At 51.2% G+C, this 17,930-nt stretch carries 14 protein-coding genes and 2 tRNA genes; 10 read left to right on the forward strand and 6 right to left on the reverse strand.

Features of this window, described 5'->3' with window-relative positions:
• Window positions 1-507 precede the first annotated feature (507 nt).
• The 8 genes from OB13_RS12180 to rodA all read left to right on the forward strand — a co-directional run bounded on the left by OB13_RS12180 (window position 508) and on the right by rodA (window position 9,152).
• Window positions 508-984 (forward strand): hypothetical protein, encoded by a 477-nt coding sequence (locus OB13_RS12180; RefSeq protein ID WP_461490443.1) that lies wholly within the window; start codon window positions 508-510, stop codon window positions 982-984.
• 123 nt (window positions 985-1,107) lie between these two features.
• On the forward strand, window positions 1,108-1,713 hold the full coding sequence (gene purN / locus OB13_RS12185; protein WP_461490444.1) for a phosphoribosylglycinamide formyltransferase: 606 nt from the start codon (window positions 1,108-1,110) through the stop codon (window positions 1,711-1,713).
• Between the two features lie 14 nt (window positions 1,714-1,727).
• Complete coding sequence (gene purH / locus OB13_RS12190) at window positions 1,728-3,251, forward strand: bifunctional phosphoribosylaminoimidazolecarboxamide formyltransferase/IMP cyclohydrolase (protein WP_461490445.1); 1,524 nt, start codon at window positions 1,728-1,730, stop codon at window positions 3,249-3,251.
• A 333-nt stretch (window positions 3,252-3,584) separates the two neighbouring features.
• Window positions 3,585-4,610, forward strand: a complete 1,026-nt coding sequence (locus OB13_RS12195) for a rod shape-determining protein (RefSeq protein ID WP_461490446.1) — start codon at window positions 3,585-3,587, stop codon at window positions 4,608-4,610.
• Between the two features lie 9 nt (window positions 4,611-4,619).
• Window positions 4,620-5,483, forward strand: a complete 864-nt coding sequence (gene mreC / locus OB13_RS12200; RefSeq protein ID WP_461490447.1) for a rod shape-determining protein MreC — start codon at window positions 4,620-4,622, stop codon at window positions 5,481-5,483.
• On the forward strand, window positions 5,476-6,000 hold the full coding sequence (locus OB13_RS12205; protein ID WP_461490448.1) for a hypothetical protein: 525 nt from the start codon (window positions 5,476-5,478) through the stop codon (window positions 5,998-6,000). The genes mreC and OB13_RS12205 overlap by 8 nt, the downstream gene beginning before the upstream one ends.
• The gene (mrdA, locus tag OB13_RS12210; RefSeq protein ID WP_461490449.1) at window positions 5,997-7,826 is read left to right on the forward strand and encodes a penicillin-binding protein 2; all 1,830 of its coding nucleotides are present in this window, start codon (window positions 5,997-5,999) and stop codon (window positions 7,824-7,826) included. The genes OB13_RS12205 and mrdA overlap by 4 nt, the downstream gene beginning before the upstream one ends.
• A gap of 3 nt (window positions 7,827-7,829) precedes the next feature.
• A complete protein-coding gene (rodA, locus tag OB13_RS12215; protein ID WP_461490450.1) occupies window positions 7,830-9,152 on the forward strand; it encodes a rod shape-determining protein RodA in 1,323 nt (440 codons plus the stop codon).
• Window positions 9,153-9,192: 40 nt separating this feature from the next.
• Here the strand turns inward: rodA and tcmP are convergent, their stop codons facing one another.
• The 6 genes from tcmP to mutS all read right to left on the reverse strand — a co-directional run bounded on the left by tcmP (window position 9,193) and on the right by mutS (window position 15,684).
• On the reverse strand, window positions 9,193-10,320 hold the full coding sequence (gene tcmP, locus OB13_RS12220) for a three-Cys-motif partner protein TcmP (RefSeq protein ID WP_461490451.1): 1,128 nt from the start codon (window positions 10,318-10,320) through the stop codon (window positions 9,193-9,195).
• 199 nt (window positions 10,321-10,519) lie between these two features.
• A complete protein-coding gene (locus OB13_RS12225; RefSeq protein WP_461490452.1) occupies window positions 10,520-11,137 on the reverse strand; it encodes a hypothetical protein in 618 nt (205 codons plus the stop codon).
• A 173-nt stretch (window positions 11,138-11,310) separates the two neighbouring features.
• Window positions 11,311-12,384 carry an acyltransferase family protein gene (locus OB13_RS12230; protein ID WP_461490453.1) on the reverse strand — a complete coding sequence of 358 codons (1,074 nt, stop codon included), beginning with the start codon at window positions 12,382-12,384 and terminating at the stop codon, window positions 11,311-11,313.
• A gap of 267 nt (window positions 12,385-12,651) precedes the next feature.
• Window positions 12,652-12,735, reverse strand: a tRNA-Leu gene (locus OB13_RS12235).
• 80 nt (window positions 12,736-12,815) lie between these two features.
• Window positions 12,816-12,888, reverse strand: a tRNA-Gly gene (locus OB13_RS12240).
• Between the two features lie 165 nt (window positions 12,889-13,053).
• Window positions 13,054-15,684 (reverse strand): DNA mismatch repair protein MutS, encoded by a 2,631-nt coding sequence (mutS, locus tag OB13_RS12245; RefSeq protein ID WP_461490454.1) that lies wholly within the window; start codon window positions 15,682-15,684, stop codon window positions 13,054-13,056.
• A gap of 641 nt (window positions 15,685-16,325) precedes the next feature.
• Between mutS and OB13_RS12250 the strand changes: the two genes are divergently transcribed.
• Both OB13_RS12250 and OB13_RS12255 read left to right on the forward strand, forming a co-directional pair.
• Complete coding sequence (locus tag OB13_RS12250) at window positions 16,326-16,856, forward strand: RNA methyltransferase (RefSeq protein ID WP_461490455.1); 531 nt, start codon at window positions 16,326-16,328, stop codon at window positions 16,854-16,856.
• A 241-nt stretch (window positions 16,857-17,097) separates the two neighbouring features.
• The coding region (locus OB13_RS12255; protein WP_461490456.1) for a carboxypeptidase regulatory-like domain-containing protein at window positions 17,098-17,930 on the forward strand (833 nt) is incomplete at its 3' end.

The following is a 17,930-nucleotide window of genomic DNA, read 5'->3' on the forward strand; positions in this document are numbered from 1 at the left end:
TTCACGCTATTAAACTTTTCCCTGCTTTTTCTTTGCGGAATGATGCTCTACTACTTCTCTGTTTCCTTAGGGAACAATTCCACGCAGGCTTCGCTAAGCGTGATTCTATTCTTTTTAAGTTTCAGTATACTATTTGCCTTCTTCCCTCCTATCTACAGCTATGATGAGCCCTTGCAATACCTTTTTGTTTTCCTGAGCATTGTAGCTGCCCTCCACAGTAACTGGGCTTTCTATGTAGTCTTTTTTAGCCTGAGCCTGATTACCAGAGAAAGCAGTGTAATACTTTTACCTGGCATCGCGATCCTGGCTCTGGCCCCTTTAAACCGATCCACAGTCTTATCGAAGAAACTTTTGCTGTTATTACTTCCTATCTTTATCTATATATCTTATCTGTATTACTTCATTTCAGCAAATGATATTACAACGGCGTCAAAACAGGATTTTTCAGAACGCCTTACGCACTTCGAAGGGAACTTCCGAAATATAAAATTCACTATTGAGTCGGTAGTGTCCTTTATCTTGGCCATTGGCTTCCATACCTATATCCTATACTGCTATACCAGCAGGAACCTGCTTTCGGGAAAAGAAAAACGTTTTGTAGTAGCATTTATCCTGGTGCTGGTGATCAACACATTGGTTGTCGTCTTAACAACCCAAGCCAGAGAAACGAGACTGTTTGCGCTACCACTTGTTTTCTTATTTCCGTTTCTGGGGAAATTCATGCTCAATGAGTACCGCTTTCTCCGGATGAAGATAGCCAGGGCCACGCCTGGTGAAATCCTCAAATGCCTGCCCTTTCTGCTTATTTCTATCCTCTTGATTGTAGTCGTAACAAGCAAAGTTTACTTCCAGACAATCGGAAGTCTTTCCGAAAACCTGTTTAACGAATACTTAGCCGTTGTACTCAGCGTGCTTGTTTCACATTTTATCCTGCGATTCGTGCTCAAACCCAAGGGCTTCACAGAGTTCAAGCCCACGTATTAAAACCGGACTTGTCAGGAGCTATTTTGAAGATTTCTTCCTGCAGAAACACTTCCAAATTATTTTCTTCTTATCCTTCCCAGAAAATATCAGTTATATTTGCGGCTGCAATACATACCTATACCTTTGGCACAAGCAGATAAAAAGAATATAGTCATTTTTGCTTCGGGCTCGGGCAGCAACGCACAGCGCCTGATGGAGTACTTCGAGCACCATCCCGACATCCGTGTGGCCGCTCTGTTTGCCAACAACCCGAAAGCGCATGCCCTTAAACGAGCCGAGACCTTCCACGTCCCGGCTTTTTTGTTTTCCCGCGACGAGTTCTATACCTCCGAAAAGGTACTGGAGCAGGTACAGTCCTTCCGGCCCGACCTCATCGTACTGGCCGGTTTCCTGTGGCTGGTGCCCCAGAACTTCCTGCAGGCTTTCCCCAACCGCATCATCAACATACACCCGGCCCTGCTGCCCCAGTATGGCGGCAAAGGCATGCACGGCATGAACGTGCACACGGCCATTGTGGCGGCCGGTGATCAGGAGTCCGGCATCACCATCCACCGGGTGAACGAGGAATATGACAAAGGCGAATTCATCCTGCAGGAGCGCTGCCCTGTGTTGCCCGGCGACACGCCTGAGCAGCTGGCGGCCCGTGTGCTGCAACTGGAGCACAAGTACCTGCCGGAGGTCGTTGAACAGCTGTTAGCCGTAAAAGATACATACAACAATCCATCATAACTGTTTCCGCATCTATGCAATCTGTCAAAATCAAATCCGCACTTATCTCGGTTTACTACAAAGACCGTCTGGAGCCACTGGTAGAGCTTCTTAAGCAGCATAACGTTACTATTTACTCCACGGGTGGTACGCAGGCTTTCCTGGAAGAGCAGGGCGCTGACGTAGTAGCTGTGGAAGATCTGACGGCTTACCCGTCTATCTTCGGAGGCCGCGTGAAGACTTTGCACCCGAAAGTTTTCGGTGGCATCCTGCACCGCCGCGCCAACCAGAGCGACCTGGCCGAGCGCGAGCAGTACGAGATTCCGCCGATTGACCTGGTGGTAGTGGATCTATACCCGTTTGAGGAAACCGTAGCATCCGGCGCTTCAGAGGCGGATGTGATTGAAAAGATTGACATCGGCGGCATTTCCCTGATCCGGGCGGCGGCCAAGAACTTCCAGGATGTACTGATCGTGTCTTCGCGCGAGCAGTACGACGAGGTAGTGGAGCTGCTGCAGGCCAAAGGTGGCGCCACTGAGCTGGAAGACCGCAAGCGTTTCGCTGCCAAAGCATTTGATGTGTCTTCGCACTACGACACGCACATCTTCAACTACCTCAACCAGGGTCAGGCTATACCTGCCTTCAAGCAGAGCCTGCGCGAAGCAACGCCGCTGCGCTACGGCGAGAACCCGCATCAGCAGGGCACCTTCTACGGCAAGCTCGAAGACCTGTTTGAGCAGCTCAACGGCAAGCAGCTTTCTTACAACAACCTCGTGGACGTGGACGCGGCCGTGGCTTTGGGTGCTGAGTTCGAGGAACCGGCCGTCGCCATCCTCAAGCACACGAACGCCTGCGGCTGCGCTACCGGCAACACCATCAAAGAAGCTTACCTGGCCGCCCTTTCTTCGGATCCGGTATCAGCTTTTGGTGGTGTGATTATCGCCAACAGAGCCATCGACCTGGGTGCTGCCGAAGAGCTCAACAAGCTTTTCTTTGAAGTACTGATCGCGCCTGCATTCGAGGCGGACGCGCTCGAACTGCTGCGCTCCAAGAAGAACCGCATCCTGCTGAAGCAAAAGCCGGTGGAGCTGTCTAAAAAGCAATTCAAGACGCTGCTTAACGGCGTGATCGAGCAGGACAAAGACCTCCAAACCGAAACGGAAGCTGACTTTACCACGGCTACCAAGCGTGAACCTTCGGCTGAAGAGAAAAAAGCACTGGTATTTGCAGCTAAAGTTTGCAAGCACACCAAGTCCAACACCATCATACTGGCTACCGACAAGATGATGATCTCCAGCGGCGTAGGCCAGACCTCCCGCGTGGATGCCCTGCGCCAGGCCATCGAAAAAGCCAAAAGCTTTGGCTTCGACATCAGCCATACCGTGATGGCTTCCGACGCCTTCTTCCCTTTCCCGGATTGCGTTGAAATCGCGGATCAGGCCGGCATCAAAGCGGTGGTCCAGCCCGGCGGTTCTATCAAAGATCAGGACTCCATTGCCTATTGTGACGCTCACAACATGGCCATGGTGATGACGGGCGTGCGTCACTTCAAGCACTAACCGATACGTTCCTTAACCAAAAACCTCACCCGATCCGGTGAGGTTTTTTTATGGATTAAAGGAGGCAAGCTGCTTATTTTCTCATCCTCCGGAAATTCTGCAGAAAGTATCATTTGGAAAGGTGACGCCAATTTGTGCAATATAAAAGCGTTATGAGGAGCAACAGGCGAAAATTGTATGTAAATTGGCTCTTCAATCCAGGAAAAATTCTGTCACTTATTTCGCAGCATTATTAATTCCGCTGAAAATCACTAATTTTGCCGCACGTTTCTGATTAGAAATATTGTATATTAAAAATATAACAGGGCAGCCGCACGCCTTTATAAAATAAGAATGGGACTATTTAACTTTCTTACCAGCGATATAGCTATTGACTTGGGTACCGCCAACACCCTCATCATCCACAACGACAAAATCGTGGTGGATGAGCCGTCTATCATCGCAGTGGACCGCACCACAGGCCGGGTACTTGCCATTGGCCGCAATGCCATGCAGATGCACGAGAAAACCCATGAGAACATCAAGACCATCCGTCCGCTGAAAGACGGTGTGATCGCCGACTTCCATGCTGCCGAGGAAATGATCCGGGGTATGATCAAGATGATCGACACGGGCCGCCGTTTGTTCCAGCCTTCGCACCGCATGGTGATCTGTATTCCTTCGGGCATTACGGAAGTGGAAAAACGTGCCGTACGTGACTCGGCCCAACACGCCGGCGCCAAAGAGGTATGGATGATCCAGGAGCCTATGGCGGCTGCCATAGGTATAGGTATAGACGTGGAGCAGCCGATCGGTTCTATGATCGTGGACATCGGGGGTGGTACTACCGAGATTGCTGTAGTGGCCCTTTCCGGTATCGTATGCGACCAGTCTATCCGCATCGCGGGGGACGTATTCACCAAAGATATCCTGGACTACATGCGCCGCCAGCACAACCTGCTGATTGGGGAGCGCTCGGCTGAGAAAATTAAAATTGAAGTAGGCTCTGCCCTGACGGAGCTGGAGAACCCGCCTGCCGACTACGAGATCCGCGGCCGTGACCTGATGACCGGTATTCCGAAGGTGATCAAGGTGACCTACCAGGAAATTGCCATTGCCCTGGACAAGTCTGTTTCCAAGATCGAAGAAGCGGTACTGAAGGCGCTGGAGATCGCTCCGCCGGAACTCTCTGCCGACATCTACGACAACGGGATACACCTGACAGGCGGTGGTGCCCTGCTCCGAGGATTTGACAAACGCCTGGCTGCCAAAACAAAGCTTCCGATACACATTGCCGAAGATCCGCTCAGAGCTGTTGTGCGTGGTACAGGAGCTGCCATTAAAAATCTCGAAGCCTTTAAGAATGTCCTGCTGACATAAGAGAGTTCAATGCGGAATCTTTTTGCTTTCATTTACCGGTTCCGTGCGTTCCTCCTATTTGTGATGCTGGAGGCACTCTGTATCTTCCTGATCGTGCGCTATAATACCTATCAGGGAGCTGCCGTGTTCAACTCGGCCAACACCTATGTAGGGCGGGTATTGGAGTTTCAGAGTGGCGTAACCGATTATTTCAGGCTGGCATCTGTGAACAACACGCTGGCGCAGGAGAATGCCGCCCTGCGCCAGGAACTGATGCGCTATACCTTGGCGGCTCAGGCCGACAGCACCCGGCAGCTCGACACGACGTATTATGTCGCCACTGATTCTGCCAGGTCTTATCCTTTTATCCTGCATGCGGGCCGGGTGATCAACAACTCCATACGCCGCACCAACAACTACCTGACGCTGGCCGCGGGCAGTCAGGACGGTGTAAAACCCGGTATGGGCGTCCTCTCGACCGATGGAACGGTAGGCCGCGTCAAAACCGTATCCAGGCATTATTCCACGGTCACCTCGCTGCTGCACTCGCAAATGCTCATTTCTGCCAAGATCAAGAAAGACAATACCTTCGGCACGATCAAATGGACGGGAGGCGATTACCGCACGGCGTTGCTGGACTATATCCCGCTGCATGTCAAGCCTGCAAAAGGCGATACCGTTGTTACCAGCGGGTACAATGCTGTTTTCCCGGAAGGCATTATGGTTGGCACAATCAGCCAGGTGGAGAAGGAGGCAGACAGGAGCTTTTATACGATCCGGGTGAAGCTGTCCGTTGATTTTTCACAGCTCTCTTATGTCTATGTGGTTGAAAACCCAATGCGGCCAGAGCAGGATTCTTTACAACTAGAAGCAGGTATACAGCCCCATGAATAGCAGATTCGGCTTAGGACATTTCATACAGTTCGTACTGTTTGTGGCACTGCAGATACTGCTGATGGATAGCTTGGTGCTGTTCAGTACCGGTTTTTGTTTTATCTACATCGCTTTTCTGCTGTTTCTGCCCATCCACCTGAACCGGGTGCTGCTGCTGTTCCTGGGTTTTGTAGCAGGCTTTGCCGTGGATATCTTCTACGACACGATGGGTATACATGCCGCCGCCAGCGTGCTGCTGGCCTATTTAAGACCTTTCATATTGAACCTTCTTACGCCCCGGGATGGTTACGATGCCAATGATTCGGTTAACATACACATAATGGGGTGGCGCTGGTTCCTGGCCTATGCCCTGACACTGATCCTGGTGCATCATGCCGCTGTTTTTTTGCTGGAGATCTTCAGCCTCGAGGGCCTTTGGTCAGCCGTACCCAAAATACTGCTGAGCGTGCTTTTTACAGGGGTGGTCATGGTCATCCTGCAGTTACTGTTCTTCTCCATTAAGAGAGCGAATAGATGAATTACCTCGAAAATAGAAAATACGTCATACAAGCCATCTTCCTGGTGGTCGGAGTGGTCTACGCCCTCCGCCTGTTCTACATCCAGGTGGTCGACAGCAGCTACAAGCAGGCTGCCGAGACGAATGCTATCAAAACCGTTATCCAGTACCCTTTCCGGGGTTTGATCTACGATAGGGACGGCAGCCTGCTGGTGCAGAATACGCCCGTGTACGACCTGATGATCGTGCCCAAAGAGGCCAAAAACACGGATACCTTGCAACTGGCCAACATGCTGGGCATTCCGTTGGAAGATGCCCGGGAACGCTTCAAAAAAGCCCGTGCCTACTCCTGGGTAAAGCCGTCCATCTTCTTTCAGATGCTGAGCACGCAGGACTTTGCCGAAATACAGGACAACCTCATCGATTTCCCGGGTTTCTACATCAATGCCCGTACTGCCCGGGGCTATCCGCACAAAAGCCTGGGCCACGCGCTCGGCTATATTGCTGAGATCAGCCCCAAGCAGCTGGAAGACTCTGCCTACCACGGATACCGCCCCGGCGACTACATCGGCAAAGCCGGCATCGAGATGGAGTATGAGAAGTACCTCATGGGCAAGCGCGGGGTAAAGTATAAGATGGTGAATGTGCGGGGTATAGACAAAGGCTCCTTCAAAGACGGCGCCTACGACACCTTGTCCGTGGCGGGTCAGAACCTGGTCAGTACGATTGACCTGGAGCTGCAGGAATATGGTGAGCTTCTCATGAATGGCGCCAAAGGCAGTGTTGTGGCCATTGAGCCCGCTACAGGAGAGATACTGGCCTATATTTCGGCGCCCTTTTATGACCCGAACCTGTTTACCGGCAAGGATTATGGCAAAAACTACATGGCCCTGCTCCAGGACTCGAACAAGACCATGTTCAACCGCCCGATCATGGCCGACCAGAACCCACCGGGTTCTATCTTTAAGCTAACACAGGCCCTGATCGCTTTGGAGGAAGGCGTTATCACGCCGGACACCCGGTTTGCCTGTAACAAGGCACTCGTGAACTGCCACCCCCATCCTTCTCCGCTCGACCTGCACGGTGCGGTGCAGCACTCCTGTAATCCGTGGTTTTTCCTGGCGTACCGGGCACTCATCAACCAGGGTAAGTCCAAGAACACCTTCACCGATACCTCTATCGGTTTAAGGGACTGGCGGGAGCAGGTACTGACATTCGGCTTTGGCAAGAAACTAGGTATAGACATACCCGGCGAGAAAAAAGGCGTGGTCGCATCTACGGACCTGTATGACCGCGTGTACGGCAAGAACCGCTGGAAATACTCCACCATCTACTCGCTCAGCATCGGGCAGGGCGAGTTGGGGGTAACGCCCCTGCAGATGGCCAACTTTATGGCGACCATTGCCAACAAAGGCTATTACGTGACCCCGCACATCATCCGCTCCATTGGTGAGAGCGGCAAGCCGCTGAAGGAGAACCAGGAGCGCCACTATACCTCCGTGAAACCACAACATTATCAGCCGATTATAGACGGCATGGCGGATGTGGTGCGCGCCGGTACAGGACGCAAGGCCAACCTGGAGAAATCAGGCATCGTGGTTTGCGGAAAAACGGGAACGGCTCAGAACCCACAGGGGCCTGACCACGCCGTGTTCGTGGCCTTCGCACCCAAAGATGACCCCAAAATCGCGATAGCCGTGTATGTAGAGCACGGCAAGTGGGGAGGCCAGTCTGCCGCCCCGATCGCAGGCCTCATGATCGAGAAGTACCTCACCGACACTGTGACCATCAAGCAGCAGGAGAAGTGGGTGCTGAGCCGGGAGTATTTGAACATTAAATCGAAGTAGGGTATGGCAGTGCAGCAGAGAGTACTTGGAGGAAAGATCGTGCAACCCAGCAGCCGGCGCACCTCGCACAGTGTGCTGGGCAACCTGGACTGGGTCACGGTGCTCATCTACTTCGTGCTGGTGTGCCTGGGCTGGATGAACATCTACGCCGTGGTGTACAGCCCGGACAACGTAGTGAACATCTTCAGTTTTGAGATCAACTCCGGAAAGCAACTCCTTTGGATTGGTACCAGCGTGATTCTGATGATTGTGCTGCTGGTGGTCGATTACAAGGTATACGAACACCTGGCCTACCCCATTTACGGCGCTATCATCCTGCTGCTGCTCTTTACACTGGCGGTGGCCAATCCGATAGCGGGTTCCAGATCCTGGCTCGAATTAGGAGGAGGCGCGCGCCTGCAGCCGGCGGAGCTGGCCAAGTTTGCCACGGCGCTGGCTATCTCAAAATTTCTGAGTCAGGTGAGCCTGCGCCAGCAAAACATGAAAGACCAGATGGTACTGGCAGCCATCACGTTTTTGCCTGCCGTGATCATCATTTTTCAGAATGAAACCGGTTCGGCCCTCGTATTTGGTGCCTTTATACTGGCTTTCTTCCGGGAAGGGATGTCGCCCCTTATCCTCATCGTTGGCGGCTCGGCAGCCGCTATTTTCATCCTCACGCTGCTGGTACCCAAGCTATACCTACTCATAGGTATAGCCGCCCTGATGGGCTTGGCCATGTTCCTGGACTACCGCCTGATGCGCCGCTTCAAGACCATGATCGCGCTCTTTGTGCTGATTATCGGAATGGTCTTCAGTGTGGATTACTTTGTGAACGACATCCTGCAGCCGCACCAGCAGAACCGCATCAAGGCCCTCATCAACCCGGAAGCAGATCCGCTGGGCTACGGCTGGAACGTAACCCAATCCAAGATCGCGATCGGCTCCGGTGGCCTGTGGGGCAAAGGTTTCCTGGAGGGAACGCAGACCAAATTTGACTTCGTGCCCGAACAAAGCACGGACTTTATCTTCTGCACGATCGGGGAAGAACACGGCTGGATCGGCAGCACCATCCTGATTGCCCTGTTTCTGCTGCTGATGCTGCGCATCGTCTACATTGCCGAGCGGCAGAAGTCTGTTTTTGGCCGCACCTACGGCTACTGTGTGGTGTCCATTATCTTCTTCCACTTCGTCATCAACGTGGGTATGACGATCGGTCTGGCACCGGTGGTCGGTATACCGCTGCCTTTCTTCAGCTACGGCGGTTCTTCGCTGTGGTCGTTTACGGTTCTTCTCTTCATCCTGCTGGCGATCGACGCCAACCGGAACCGGGAGCTGGTGCGCTAGAGCTGAGATGGATTTTAAGGCATAAGGTTCTAGTCACCAATCACTTGTATCGGATCAGGGAGGTATAGGTCAGCTTGCTAACAGATTGCCCTGTCTTCGGATTATAGAAACGCACTTTCCCCGACTTCATCAGCTTTTCATAAGCTACTTTGTAGTTTTCAAGGCTGAATTGGGTACCCAGGTTATGCTTTTCATAAATCCGCTGCAAAGCTACATTGTTGTATAGAGCGGCTTTTTGTGAAAGGTCTTTGGCTAAACTTTCAATCGAGTAGGCATAATGCTCGTGAAATAAGGCCATCTGCTGCTGCTTCAGATTAGCCCCAAACAACGGCACGCCATCCTCCTGATAGTCGCTATACTTCAACATCAACTCTTTTACGCGGGTATAGGCCAGGTCTGATCTGGACGCAAACAGCAGGTAGTGACTGGTCTGCTTCTTATCCGGAAAATTTATTCTGAATGTAAACGTATAGTAGCCTTTGTCCCGGAAAATCCCTTCAAAACTCTCTGATAAGAATGCTTCCCGTTTCTCTCCATCCCGCGTGCCTTTGTTGAACTCCTTGATCCGGTCCAGGCGATCTCCGAATATTTCCTGCATCAGGCTGTCAATTGCTTTGTTTTTTAATGCAGCCCGCATGCTATCCGGTTGAAACAATTGAAGGAAATCGGAACCCGGTTGTTTGAGGAATTGAAGCAGCATTTCCTGCGAGAAGCTACTCTCAAACGGATCCAGAAACGTGAATGCAGGGTGACCTTCTTCCAGTAGCTGCTTTAAAAGTTCAGCGTCCGCCTCCTCCTGCAAGATGACGGGCTTATGTATCAATTCACGGTGAAAGGGCAGGTTGCCGATTTGCGCTTCCAGTTGTGTTGCCACCGACTTGTCTGCATCACTGAAAAAGGTTTTAACAGATTTATTCAGGTCAAAGCGCGAACCCGTGGTTTTATACAGGCTTTGTAAAACTTTAACAGGTATAGCAGGAGCCCCATCTTCCGCATACCCCTGCCCTGCCTGCAGATCGAGGTAGAGGACCGGGTTTACAACCTGCGCCTGCTGACCGGACAAAACTATACCGCACCAGACTTCAAAACAGGGGCCCAGTATCTCTGACTTGATCTCGGAGGCTTTTCTTTCCTTTTTAAAGAAGTCACTGGTTTCAATTGCAGCCATGTAGGTCGTAACTCGGTATTTGGGTGAAATATACTATAACTGATTCTCTCCTAAGAAGAATTTCAGGTGTTCTTACGCAGGTTTAGCTAAAGAAAGCAGACTTTAAAACCGAATCACAAAATTGTATAAACAAAAAAGCCCTTGCAACTTATGTTGCAAGGGCTTTTTTGTTTCTGGAATCAGGGGCGGGGATTTCTTCTTATTTACGTCGCGGCAGAACACCGCTGATAGTTATGCCAATTGCATTGGCTGAGTATGTACCACCCGCTTCGTCCTGATACTTCATGGCAGTATAAGACAGGCCAACCACACTATAAGCTACTTCAAAAACAGGCCCGGTGGCAGCATTAAGCTTAAGGTTCTCCCCTACACCATCAGAATTAAACCTGATGCCTCGGTGGGTTACAATACCGGCTCCCAGCCTGAACTTGTCTGAGGCCATCCAGTTCGCTGTAAAGTGAAGAGGGACACGGGTTAGCCTGATGTGGGCGTTATCAGCCTGAGTAGTAACGTACTTATAACCAACAGTGGCACGCAACAGCAGCTGTTCTACTTTCGGGATTTGGAATTCAGCACCTACTGCAACTGAAACACCCTGTCCTGCTTTGACTGATTGGTCATCACCATTTGTAAAAATCACTTTGGCCACCTCGTCACCACCAAACTCAAATGCACCTCCCAGTAACAACCTTACAGGCTTGTAGGATGTTGTGTTTTCTTGAGTTGGTGGCTCACTTTTAGGTATAGCTGCTTCCTGAGCGTTAGCCTGGTAAAGACAACTTAGCCCTAGCAAGGAAAGAAGTAATCGTTTTCTCATAAAAATTAAGGTTGGAAGGTGAATATTTTGAGAAAACTAAATAATAATTCAATTGCTAGTATCAGCTGACATTACAAATATTATTTTTTAAATTAAAGTGATAACATCAGCCTGCTTAAGGGAAAAGCGGGAAACAGAAATAAAAACCTATAATCTGGCAGGATAGCATTGCCTTAAGGGGCAGACGCTTTTTCAGCCTGTAGCACAGAAAGTCCATCGACCACAATGGGTTCAGCCTCTACCACCGCTGCAGCAACTGCTTTTGCAGGCGCGTACGTTTTGCCGTTATACCAGGCCTGTAGCTTTTTCTTTACTATCCTGGAGGTGTTGTGCTCTATGTGGTGGTTAACAAAGGTTGCCAGCAGCGTGATACCGACAAAGATCACAGCTACCAACGCTACATGGACCACGATGTTTTCTGTAGCGAAAAGCCGACGGAACGTCAGCCCGATTTCCTGGTGCAGCAAATAGAACGGGTACGATATTTCGCCCATAAACAGCATCCATTTATACTTTTGCAGAAAAGCCAGCCTGCCCAAAACCAGCAGGGTAAAGAGCCCAAAGAAGCTGCAGATAACCACAATTTCTATATTATGGTTAAAGTATGGCAAGTAACTGCCGTAACCGTACAGTAAGGCTATACCTAGGCAAAGTATGAGCCCGGCAGCATGGGTTGGCTTCACTTTCTGGTCCAGGTAAATCTGGTAGAAAATAATGCCGGCCGCAAACAGGTTAAAGTACTTTACCACCGATTGTATATTTTTCTGCATTCCTCCCAGCTCGGGATTCAGAAATAAGCCGCCTATAGCCAGTGCTAGCATAGCCCCCATCCATACCTTAACTCTGTTGATCATTCCTAGCAGTAAGGCCGCAAAAACGATCACATAAAATACCAGTTCTTCTGTTAAGCTCCAGTAGGCCCCATCCACGTTCTCTGCACCCAGAAAAGCCTGAAACATAGTCAGGTTAAAGAGCAGCTGGGTGAGTGTAACATCACCCCTGCTCATGTATAACACGGCAAACGTAAGGAACAGGCACACCCAGTAAGTCGGGTATAATCGCGAAAAGCGGGCAATAACAAAGTCGGATGGTTTTTTAACACTTTTAGCGGTAAGGAAAATTACGAATCCGGAAATGATAAAAAACAAATGAACGCCCAGGTAGCCGTAATCAAATAGCTGGAAATGAAAGAGAAAAACAGCAAAAGCAGCCAGGCCGCGTAACGCATCAAGTTCTTTTATCCTCATAGTAAACGTAGTAATTAAGGGCAGGCATTATGAATGAGGTTTAGAATCGGCACTGCTGATAGTGCAAAATTTTAACCATTGGATGTAAAATAGATGTGTATACCTAATATATATAAATATGTTACTATTCAGGGATAATTAATTGTTAGCAGCGGGTTAGTTTACAAGGTAATGCCGCATGTTACAAGAGAAGCTGACAAGCACAGGAAAGGCCTGGAAACAAAAAAGCCTCTTATACTTTTGAAGTATAAGAGGCTTTTATTTTAGTACCAGGAGCGGGAATCGAACCCGCACGAGCTTGCGCTCACAAGATTTTAAGTCTTGCGTGTCTACCAGTTCCACCATCCCGGCTTCCGTCCGGAGCGTTTTCCGGAGGGGTGACTTTAAAAAACAAAGACGTTGTTAAACACAACGTCTTTGTTTTCTTTTTGAGCGGGAGACGAGGTTCGAACTCGCGACCTCGACCTTGGCAAGGTCGCGCTCTACCAACTGAGCTACTCCCGCTTTTAGTCCTTTACTAAGCGCCTTAGCGATTTAGTGATACAAAGATATGGACAAAAATCTACTTGTCAATAGTCCGGGCTAAATTTTTCTACTACTTTTTCTCTTCGTGCTGATTCTCAGGCAGAAATTTTCACAAATTTCATCCAAAACAAGGTATAACCGCTGTTAACGCACCATTTCACCCCTGTCCTTTAGCAGCAATTTAAGCTCATTCAGCTTCAAAAGTGCCTCTACCGGCGTAATGGTGTTGATATCGAGCTGCTCCATCAACTCCTTTACCCGCTGCAGTTGCGGGTCCTGCAGCTCAAACATGCTGAGCTGGAAGTTATTTTTAGGGGCCGTCTTCATCCGCTGCTTCGGCGCCTGTTCCGACACTTTCTCTTTTTCAAGATGGTGCATGATCTCATCGGCACGCAGTACCACACTGTTGGGCATACCTGCCATCTGGGCCACATGTATACCGAAGCTATGCTCGCTGCCTCCTTCTACGAGTTTGCGCATGAACAGAATCTTACCGCCCGTCTCCTTCACCGACACATTGAAGTTTTTCACGCGGGTAAAGTCTTCGGCCAGCTGGTTCAGCTCGTGGTAGTGGGTTGCAAAAAGGGTCTTTGCCCGGAACTTCGGGTGGTTGTGCAGGTGCTCCACAATGGCCCAGGCAATCGAAATACCGTCGTAGGTGCTCGTGCCGCGGCCGATCTCGTCCATCAGCACCAGGCTGCGGTCCGAGAGGTTATTGAGGATGCTGGCAGTCTCGATCATCTCCACCATAAAGGTAGACTCGCCCTTGGAGAGGTTATCCGATGCGCCTACACGGGTAAATATCTTGTCGATGACGCCAATGTTTGCGGCCTCAGCCGGCACAAAACAGCCGATTTGCGCCATGAGCACGATCAGGGCCGTCTGGCGCAGCAGCGCACTTTTACCGGCCATGTTGGGACCTGTAATGATGATGACCTGCTGTTCTTCGTTGTCCAGGAAAATGTCGTTCGGTACATAGGCCTCCCCCAGTGGCAGTTGCTTCTCAATCACCGGGTGGCGGCCCTTGCGGATGTCGAGCACATGACTGTCGCTTACCTCGGGCTTCACGTAGTTGCCGGCCAGGGCTATACCTGCAAAGGAGCTCAGGCAGTCAATCACGGCGATGACCTTGGCGTTCTGCTGCACCTGCCCCACGTAGTCCATGGCCTGCAGCACCAGCTCGTTGAACAGGCCGAATTCGATGGCATAGATGCGGTCCTCCGCATTCAGGATTTTCTCCTCATAAGTCTTCAACTCCTCGGTAATGTAGCGCTCGGCGTTGACCAGCGTCTGCTTCCGTATCCAGGTAGCGGGCACCTTGTCTTTGTGCGCGTGCGTCACCTCCAGGTAGTAGCCAAACACCTTGTTATAGGCGATTTTTAGGGAGCTGATGCCGGTGTTCTTCACTTCGCGCTGTTGCAGCTGCGCCAGATAGTCCTTGCCCGAGAAGGCAATCCTGCGGAGCTCGTCCAGTTCCTCGTTCACGCCTTCATTTATCATGTTGCCCTGGTTGGTGAGCATCGGCGCGTCGGGCTTCAGGATGTTCTTGATCTCTTCACGAAGGCCATCGCAGGGCGCCAGCTGGTCGGCCAGTTTGACTAAAGCAGGTATAGCACTGGCAGCCAGCAGCTTTTTGATAGGCTGAATCGCATCCAGCGCCTTGGCCAGCTGCACCAGCTCCCGCGGGTTCACGCGGCGCACCGCCACCTTCGAGATCAGGCGTTCCAGGTCGTTTATCTGCTTCAGGTGCAGGTAAAGCTCGTCCAGCAGTTCGGTGTGATTGGTCAGTGCCTCCACCGTATCGAGGCGGTGCCTGATCTGCACCACATCCTTCAGGGGCAGCACTACCCATTTTTTGAGCAGACGTGCTCCCATCGGTGTAGTGGTCTGGTCGAGAATCTGAATGAGCGGCACCCCGTCCTGGTTTTGCGGGTATATCAGCTCCAGGTTACGCACTGTGAAACGGTCGAGCCACACGTACTTGTCCTCTTCCAGGCGGGAGATGGTGGCGATGTGGCTGATTTCGTGGTGGTGCGTCTCGGACAGGTAATGCAGGATGGTACCGGCCGCGGTTATACCTTCGCGCATACCTTCAATCCCATAGCCTTTCAGGGAGGTCGTATTAAAATGCCGCGTCAGCGATTCGTAAGCGAAGTCGTAGCTGAACACCCATTCCTCCAGCGCATAGTAGCGGAAGTCGGGCCCGTAGTTGCTGATGAACGTTTCTTTTTCGCGCTTGCAGAAGAGCACCTCCGCCGGCGCCAAGCTTTGCAGCAGCTTGCCGATGTAGTTCTTGTCGCCCTGCGCGGTGATGAATTCGCCGGTCGAGATATCCAGGAAGGAAACGCCCGCCTCCGTTTTGCCGAAATGCACGGCAGCCAGGTAGTTGTTGCTACGTCGCTCCAATACCTGGTCGTTGAAGGACACGCCGGGTGTTACCAGCTCGGTCACGCCCCGCTTCACAATGCCTTTCACGGATTTAGGGTCTTCGAGCTGGTCACAGATGGCTACGCGCTCACCGGCCCGTACCAGTTTCGGGAGATAGGTATCGAGGGAATGATGCGGAAAACCGGCCAGTGCCGTCTCGGAGCTTGAACCGGCGCCACGCTTGGTCAGCACGATATCCAGAATCTTGCTGGCCTTGACGGCATCTTCGCCAAAGGTCTCATAAAAGTCCCCCACCCTGAACAGCAGCAGCGCCCCCGGATGCTTCGCCTTGATGGCGTTGTATTGTTTCATCAGCGGGGTTACGGTGCCTTTGTCTTCTCCTTTCATACCTGTATATTTCTGCTGGGCTTGATTTCCCGGTTAATCTTTTATTTCTGGCGCGGGACTCAGTCCCGTGACTGTTGATAATGTGGAGTCTCCGACTCCACTGAGGCCGCAGGGCTCAAACTGCCAATGCTGCCATACCTTGTTTTTAGCCACTGCTTCATCAGACTTCAACCTGGCGTTGTTGCATCGCTTCGCCTGGCCGGCGGGGCCTCACTTTTCTCCTTGATGAGAAAAGTAAGCAAAAGAATCAAGACACTCCAAACTCGCTGAACGCTCGAACAGTGGAGCGCCACAAAGTGCACCTGGCTCAAGCTATACCTGCGTAGCGGAGGTGGTAAGTTAGTCTTGCTCTACCTGCCCGCTATACCTGCTGCTACAGGACTTATACCTTGAAAGCAGTAATATCAGGCTCCTCTTCTTAGACAAAGAGGGACAGGGGTAGTTGGACCCGGTATCACACATAAACCTCTTCAGTACTCACTACTTCTACCCTACAACAATCTACACCCTATCTTCAGTTTGATTTCTGCCTTATCTGCCGGACCTTTGTACTTTGCTACAAGGCTTGTTCTACACAACTGAGTAATCCTGTGTCTTGTGTCTTACTTCCTGTGTCCCTAAATACTCTGTGTCCCTAAAATATGCGTAAACTTTCCATGGACGACCTCAACCGCGACTCGGTTGAAGAATTCAAAAATAAGAAAAAAATACCGTTAGTCTTGGTGCTCGACAATGTGCGGAGCCTGAATAATGTGGGCTCTGTTTTCCGCACGGCCGACGCCTTTATGGTGAAGAAGGTATACCTCTGCGGTATCACCGGCACTCCGCCCCACCGCGATATTGAAAAGACAGCCCTGGGAGCTACGGAATCGGTAGAATGGGAACATGTGTCCGACACACTGGAACTGGTAAAGCAACTCAAAGCGCAGGGGTATCAGATCGGCTCGGTGGAGCAGGCCGAGAACAGTGTCAAGCTCAACGAGTTCAGGCCGCAACCGGAGCAGCCCTATGCCCTGGTGCTCGGCAATGAGGTGTTCGGAGTGGAGCAGGAAGTCATCAACCACTCTGATTTCGTACTCGAGATACCACAGTTCGGCACCAAACATTCGCTCAACATATCGGTAGCGACCGGTGTGGTGGTATGGGATTTTCTGAGCAAGATCACACAGTAACAGCAGCTTATACACGAAAGGAAAATTTCAATGTTCCTTTTATAAAAATATTCCCTTTCCGATTAAACCTTTGCCTTCGGGAACTGTCATAACGATGGCTAATAGTTGAACCGGGGCGAGCCGTTCTAGATCTGAGATGTAGAGCGACGAACCCCGGTCATGTCCTTTTCCGCTCCCGTCCGTTGTCTCCTCCACCCTGAGACGACCTTAGCGCCTCGTTCAATTATCCGTATTAAGCATTATGAAGATCATTACTTTACCGCTCCTGTTAATTCTGTTAGTATTTTCTTTCACTTCCGTTCTGGCCCAGGAACAGCCGCAGGGCAATTCCACAACCCAGGGCAGAATCTCCGGCACGGTGCAGGACGAAGGAACCAAGGCGCCTCTGGGCTTTGCGAATGTCGTGCTGCTCACAGCCCGCGACTCCAGCCTTGTGACGGGGGCAACTTCTGACATTGAAGGCAAGTTTGACCTGGACCGTGTGCCGCAGGGCCGGTTTATACTCCGTATTTCGTCTGTGGGCTACCCCAGTAAGTTTATACCCAATATTTCGGTCACAGCTGCTGACCCGGTCGTGAAGCTGGGCACTATACCTGTGAAAGGCGGTTCGACGCAGCTTCGGGAGGTGCAGGTGGTGACAGAGCGCCCCATGATGGAGTATGAGCTGGACAAGAAGGTGGTGAACCTGGAGCAGAACATCACGGCGCAAGGCGGCAGTGTGGCTGACGCAATGAAAAGCGTGCCCTCCGTTACAGTGGACACAGACGGAAATGTGAGCCTGCGCGGCAGCACCAACGTCACCATTCTGGTAGATGGCAAACGCACGGCTCTCGCCAACCTCAGCCTCGACCAGATACCGGCCAGCATGATCGAAAGTGTGGAGCTGATCACCAATCCCTCTTCCAAGTACGACCCCGAAGGCACTTCCGGCGTGATCAACCTGGTGCTGAAAAAGAACCAGAAACCGGGCTTTAACGGATCCGCTACTGTCAACCTGGGTACGCATGAGAACTACAACAGCTCGCTCAATCTCAACTACCGTTATTTCAAATGGAACTTCAACGGCGGCTATGA

Source organism: Pontibacter sp. HJ8, from assembly GCF_054824225.1.

Bases quoted from the DNA above. Each gene is read 5' to 3' on its own strand.
- purH (WP_461490445.1), top strand. From the start codon at position 1,728: ATGCAATCTGTCAAAATCAAATCCGCACTTATCTCGGTTTACTACAAA.
- OB13_RS12205 (WP_461490448.1), top strand. From the start codon at position 5,476: ATGAATAGCAGATTCGGCTTAGGACATTTCATACAGTTCGTACTGTTT.
- tcmP (WP_461490451.1), bottom strand. From the start codon at position 10,320: ATGGCTGCAATTGAAACCAGTGACTTCTTTAAAAAGGAAAGAAAAGCC.
- OB13_RS12250 (WP_461490455.1), top strand. From the start codon at position 16,326: ATGCGTAAACTTTCCATGGACGACCTCAACCGCGACTCGGTTGAAGAA.
- mrdA (WP_461490449.1), top strand. From the start codon at position 5,997: ATGAATTACCTCGAAAATAGAAAATACGTCATACAAGCCATCTTCCTG.
- OB13_RS12230 (WP_461490453.1), bottom strand. From the start codon at position 12,384: ATGAGGATAAAAGAACTTGATGCGTTACGCGGCCTGGCTGCTTTTGCT.
- OB13_RS12225 (WP_461490452.1), bottom strand. From the start codon at position 11,137: ATGAGAAAACGATTACTTCTTTCCTTGCTAGGGCTAAGTTGTCTTTAC.
- mutS (WP_461490454.1), bottom strand. From the start codon at position 15,684: ATGAAAGGAGAAGACAAAGGCACCGTAACCCCGCTGATGAAACAATAC.
- mreC (WP_461490447.1), top strand. From the start codon at position 4,620: ATGCGGAATCTTTTTGCTTTCATTTACCGGTTCCGTGCGTTCCTCCTA.
- OB13_RS12195 (WP_461490446.1), top strand. From the start codon at position 3,585: ATGGGACTATTTAACTTTCTTACCAGCGATATAGCTATTGACTTGGGT.
- rodA (WP_461490450.1), top strand. From the start codon at position 7,830: ATGGCAGTGCAGCAGAGAGTACTTGGAGGAAAGATCGTGCAACCCAGC.